The following is a 5,878-nucleotide window of genomic DNA, read 5'->3' on the forward strand; positions in this document are numbered from 1 at the left end:
GAGCAAAAGAAGTTAAAAAGCCGGAGCGATTCCGGTAATAGAAATGACAAATCAGACAAGGTAACTTGTAAAGATTATATAGCGGATTCGGATGATGAAGCGGGAAAGTTCTTTTAAGAAATAGAAAATCATGTAGAGTAACAACTCAAACAAAAAGAAGCTGCAAGGCGGAAAAGAGTAAGAGGAGTTATGATAACAAACAAGTGTTAGATACTGTATAAAGATATAATGATTATACAGATTCTATTATTAATAATAGGGTCAGTGAACAAACGAGACATTTTACAATGGAGAGTTTGATCCTGGCTCAGGATGAACGCTAGCGGCAGGCCTAATACATGCAAGTCGGACGGGATAGGAGAGCTTGCTTTCCTTGAGAGTGGCGCACGGGTGCGTAACACGTATGTAACCTACCTTGTTCAGGGGGATAGCCTCTCGAAAGAGAGATTAAGACCGCATAACATTATGATATGGCATCGTATTATAATCAAATATTTATAGGAACAAGATGGGCATGCGGAACATTAGCTAGTTGGTAAGGTAACGGCTTACCAAGGCTACGATGTTTAGGGGATCTGAGAGGATGACCCCCCACACTGGTACTGAGACACGGACCAGACTCCTACGGGAGGCAGCAGTAAGGAATATTGGTCAATGGGCGGAAGCCTGAACCAGCCATGCCGCGTGCAGGAAGACGGCCCTACGGGTTGTAAACTGCTTTTGTACGGGAATAAACCTTGATTCGTGAATCAAGCTGAATGTACTGTAAGAATAAGGATCGGCTAACTCCGTGCCAGCAGCCGCGGTAATACGGAGGATCCAAGCGTTATCCGGATTTATTGGGTTTAAAGGGTGCGTAGGTGGCTTATTAAGTCAGGGGTGAAAGACGGTAGCTTAACTATCGCAGTGCCTTTGATACTGATGAGCTTGAATGAACTAGAGGTAGGCGGAATGTGACAAGTAGCGGTGAAATGCATAGATATGTCACAGAACACCAATTGCGAAGGCAGCTTACTATGGTTAGATTGACACTGAGGCACGAAAGCGTGGGGATCAAACAGGATTAGATACCCTGGTAGTCCACGCCCTAAACGATGAATACTCGATGTTGGCGATATACGGTCAGCGTCTAAGCGAAAGCGTTAAGTATTCCACCTGGGGAGTACGCCCGCAAGGGTGAAACTCAAAGGAATTGACGGGGGCCCGCACAAGCGGAGGAGCATGTGGTTTAATTCGATGATACGCGAGGAACCTTACCCGGGCTTGAAAGTTAGTGAATTGAGCAGAGACGCTCAAGTCCTTCGGGACACGAAACTAGGTGCTGCATGGCTGTCGTCAGCTCGTGCCGTGAGGTGTTGGGTTAAGTCCCGCAACGAGCGCAACCCCTATGTTTAGTTGCCAGCACGTTAAGGTGGGGACTCTAAACAGACTGCCTATGCAAATAGAGAGGAAGGAGGGGACGACGTCAAGTCATCATGGCCCTTACGTCCGGGGCTACACACGTGCTACAATGGGCAGTACAGAGGGCAGCTACCTGGCAACAGGATGCCAATCTCCAAAAGCTGTTCACAGTTCGGATCGGGGTCTGCAACTCGACCCCGTGAAGTTGGATTCGCTAGTAATCGCGTATCAGCAATGACGCGGTGAATACGTTCCCGGGCCTTGTACACACCGCCCGTCAAGCCATGGAAGCTGGAAGTGCCTGAAGTGCGTAACCGCAAGGAGCGTCCTAGGGTAAAGTCGGTAACTGGGGCTAAGTCGTAACAAGGTAGCCGTACCGGAAGGTGTGGCTGGAATACCTCCTTTCTGGAGCAGTATCGATACATCAGTTATTGTAACAAGTTACCTACATGATTATTTCTTAAAATTGGTTGATTGGTTTATTGAGTTAGATTAAGTTGGTAGGTTATATGCTATATATAATACAAAACAACAAATCAGTAATTCACTAATTCAGTCATTCAATAATTAAACAAAAAAGGAAACCCAAAAGATGAAGCCATCAGTGGCAATAATCAAAAGGTGATACGAGATTGAAAGAAATCGGGAATAGGAGAATCACAAATCGTAAATCCGACGTCCGAAATCAAACCCAGTCCTGTAGCTCAGCTTGGTTAGAGCACTACACTGATAATGTAGGGGTCAGCAGTTCAAATCTGCTCGGGACTACGAAAGGTAAAGTCAAAAATCAAAATTCAAAAGTCAAAACCAGAAAGGCAATGACTAATGACCAATGACTAATGACGGTTCATTTTAGGGGGATTAGCTCAGCTGGCTAGAGCACCTGCCTTGCACGCAGGGGGTCAACGGTTCGAATCCGTTATTCTCCACCAGTAGATGTGCAAATGTTAGATATGCAGATATGCAAATGAGAAATCATCTGCACATTTGAAATCTGAAATCGGCACATCCGCGAACGTTCTTTGACATATTGGAAGAAGTAATAAAAAAGAGAAGACAACAGTATAGAGGACTGTTGCAGGCTTTTGAATATTGCGGAAAAGTAAAAAGGAGAAAGGCTTCGGTCTTGCTACTTGATACTAAGTACTTGATACTAAAAACGGCAACAAGAATCAAAAAGCATACATACCGAGCAAAAGGCGGTATAGTAGAAGAAAGTAAGAAAGGGTACACGGGGGATGCCTTGGCTCTCAGAGGCGATGAAAGACGTGATAAGCTGCGATAAGCTACGGGGATTTGCAAATAAGATTTGATCCGTAGATTTCTGAATGGGGAAACCTAATTAGTTGAAGACTAATTGCATAAATGCGCAAACCTGCTGAACTGAAACATCTAAGTAAGCAGAGGAAGAGAAAATAATAATGATTTCCTGAGTAGTGGCGAGCGAAAGGGAAGAAGCCCAAACCAATTATGTTACGGCATAATTGGGGTTGTAGGACCACAATATGAAAATCAAACAAAACCGGAACGGGGTGGGAAACCCGGCCATAGAGCATGACAGCTGCGTACGGGTAATGAATGATTGGATAGTGGTATCCTGAGTACCGCGAGGTCGGAGACGCCTTGTGGGAATCTGCCGGCACCATCCGGTAAGGCTAAATACTCCTGAGAGACCGATAGTGAACCAGTACCGTGAGGGAAAGGTGAAAAGAACCCCGAACAGGGGAGTGAAATAGAACCTGAAACCGTGTACTTACAAGCGGTCGGAGCAGAGCAATCTGTGACGGCGTGCCTTTTGCATAATGAGCCTACGAGTTACTCTTTCCTGGCAAGGTTAAGTGTTTAAGACACGGATCCGAAGCGAAAGCGAGTCTGAATAGGGCGTATAGTCAGGGGAGGTAGACGCGAAACCTTGTGATCTACCCATGGACAGGTTGAAGGTGCCGTAACAGGTACTGGAGGACCGAACCGATAAACGTTGAAAAGTTTCCGGATGATTTGTGGGTAGGGGTGAAAGGCTAATCAAACTGGGAAATAGCTCGTACTCCCCGAAATGTTTTTAGGAACAGCCTGGCGGTTGAGTTAATAAGAGGTAGAGCTACTAATTGGGTGCGGGGGAGTCAAATCCTACCAAATCCAGATAAACTCCGAATGCTTATTAATATACGCTGGAGTGAGGCTCTGGGTGCTAAGGTCCAGGGCCGAGAGGGAAAGAACCCAGACCATCAGCTAAGGTCCCCAAATTACTGCTAAGTTGAACTAACGAGGTCCGATTGCACAGACAGCTAGGATGTTGGCTTGGAAGCAGCCATTCATTTAAAGAGTGCGTAACAGCTCACTAGTCGAGCGATCGGGCATGGATAATAAACGGGCATCAAGCAGTATACCGAAGCTATGGATTTGCAGCAATGCATCTGGTAGGGGAGCATTCTATTATCCGGCGAAGCAGGAGGGACAACCGACTGTGGAGGGAATAGAAAAGCAAATGTAGGCATAAGTAACGATAAGGCGGGAGAGAAACCCGCCCACCGAAAGACTAAGGTTTCCTGATCAACGCTAATCGGATCAGGGTTAGTCGGGGCCTAAGGTGAAGCCGAAGGGCGTAGCCGATGGACAACTGGTTAATATTCCAGTACTTTTTATAACTGCGATGCGGTGACGGAGTAGTGACACTGACGCGAACTGACGGAATAGTTCGTTAAAGGCCGTAGGTATATGGACTGTAGTTAAGTACGCAGACCATGCTGAAAGCTGATAGTATACCAAACCTTCGGGGGCGGTAATAGTTCAGGTAATCAGACTTCCAAGAAAACCCGCTAAGCTTCAGGTTATAAAAACCCGTACCGTAAACCGACACAGGTAGTCGAGGAGAGAATCCTAAGGTGCTCGAGTGAATCATGGCTAAGGAACTCGGCAAAATGGCCCTGTAACTTCGGGAGAAGGGGCGCTTTCAGCAATGGAAGCCGCAGTGAAAAGGCCCAGGCGACTGTTTAACAAAAACACATGGCTATGCAAAATCGAAAGATGACGTATATGGCCTGACACCTGCCCGGTGCCGGAAGGTTAAGAGGGGATGTTAGTCGCAAGGCGAAGCATTGAATCGAAGCCCCGGTAAACGGCGGCCGTAACTATAACGGTCCTAAGGTAGCGAAATTCCTTGTCGGGTAAGTTCCGACCTGCACGAATGGTGTAACGATCTGGGCGCTGTCTCAGCCATGAGCTCGGTGAAATTGTGGTATCGGTGAAGACGCCGGTTACCCGCAACGGGACGGAAAGACCCCATGCACCTTCACTACAACTTAACATTGATATCGGATACAGGATGTGTAGGATAGGTGGGAGACTGTGATCCAGCTTCGCTAGGAGTTGGTTAGTCAACGTTGAAATACCACCCTTTCTGTATTTGGTGTCTAACTCTGCACAGCGGAGGACATTGTTTGGCGGGTAGTTTGACTGGGGTGGTCGCCTCCAAAAAGGTAACGGAGGCTTTCAAAGGTAAGCTCAGTACGCTTGGTAACCGTACGTGGAGTGCAATAGCATAAGCTTGCTTGACTGTGAGGCAGACAAGCCGAGCAGGGTCGAAAGACGGATATAGTGATCCGGTGGTTCTGCATGGAAGGGCCATCGCTCAAAGGATAAAAGGTACGCTGGGGATAACAGGCTGATCTCCCCCAAGAGCTCATATCGACGGGGAGGTTTGGCACCTCGATGTCGGCTCGTCACATCCTGGGGCTGGAGAAGGTCCCAAGGGTTGAGCTGTTCGCTCATTAAAGTGGCACGCGAGCTGGGTTCAGAACGTCGCGAGACAGTTCGGTCCCTATCTGTTGTGGGCGTTGGAAGTTTGAGTGGGGCTGACCTTAGTACGAGAGGACCGGGTTGGACTAACCTCTGGTGAATCTGTTATGGCGCCAGCTGTATTGCAGAGTAGCTACGTTGGGAATAGATAAGCGCTGAAAGCATCTAAGTGCGAAACTAGCCACAAGATGAGACTTCCATTGAGGGTCGTAGCAGACTACTACGTTGATAGGTCATAGGTATAAAGGTGGTGACATCATAGCCGAGTGATACTAATTGCCCGAAGCTTTCTCATAGCAGGTAATAATAGTGGTTGATGGCAAATGGATCATAGTTCATAGTAATATGTGCGATGAACCATGAACTATCAACCATGAACACACTAATATTGTTGTTTTCTCTGATTAATTACTTCTTTCAATAATATGTCATTGTTAAGGCAGAAAGGCCAAAGGATAAAGGCAAAAGGTATTAAAAACCTTTCACCCTTCACCTTTAAGCTTTCACCTCAACATTAAAAATATTCAGGTGCCTATATCGGCGGTGTCTACCTCTTCCCATTCCGAACAGAGAAGTCAAGCCCGCCAGAGCCGATGGTACTGCGGTAAAACGTGGGAGAGTAGGTCGGTGCCAAATCTTAAATCAAGCCCTTGCTGGAAACAGTCAAGGGCTTTTTTGCGTT

At 46.9% G+C, this 5,878-nt stretch carries 2 tRNA genes and 3 rRNA genes; all 5 read left to right on the top strand.

Annotated features, from left to right (window positions below):
• Positions 1-284 precede the first annotated feature (284 nt).
• The 5 genes from BMX56_RS29715 to rrf all read left to right on the top strand — a co-directional run bounded on the left by BMX56_RS29715 (position 285) and on the right by rrf (position 5,832).
• Positions 285-1,806: ribosomal RNA gene (locus tag BMX56_RS29715) — 16S ribosomal RNA — on the top strand.
• Between the two features lie 288 nt (positions 1,807-2,094).
• Positions 2,095-2,169: transfer RNA gene (locus BMX56_RS29720), tRNA-Ile, on the top strand.
• An 87-nt stretch (positions 2,170-2,256) separates the two neighbouring features.
• Positions 2,257-2,333, top strand: a tRNA-Ala gene (locus tag BMX56_RS29725).
• A gap of 279 nt (positions 2,334-2,612) precedes the next feature.
• Positions 2,613-5,491: ribosomal RNA gene (locus BMX56_RS29730) — 23S ribosomal RNA — on the top strand.
• 229 nt (positions 5,492-5,720) lie between these two features.
• Positions 5,721-5,832: ribosomal RNA gene (rrf, locus tag BMX56_RS29735) — 5S ribosomal RNA — on the top strand.
• Together the 16S, 23S and 5S rRNA genes with 2 tRNA genes alongside form the textbook arrangement of a ribosomal RNA operon.
• Positions 5,833-5,878: the final 46 nt, after the last annotated feature.

Origin of the sequence: Mucilaginibacter sp. OK283 (genome assembly GCF_900110415.1) — a bacterium.
GTDB lineage: Bacteria > Bacteroidota > Bacteroidia > Sphingobacteriales > Sphingobacteriaceae > Mucilaginibacter.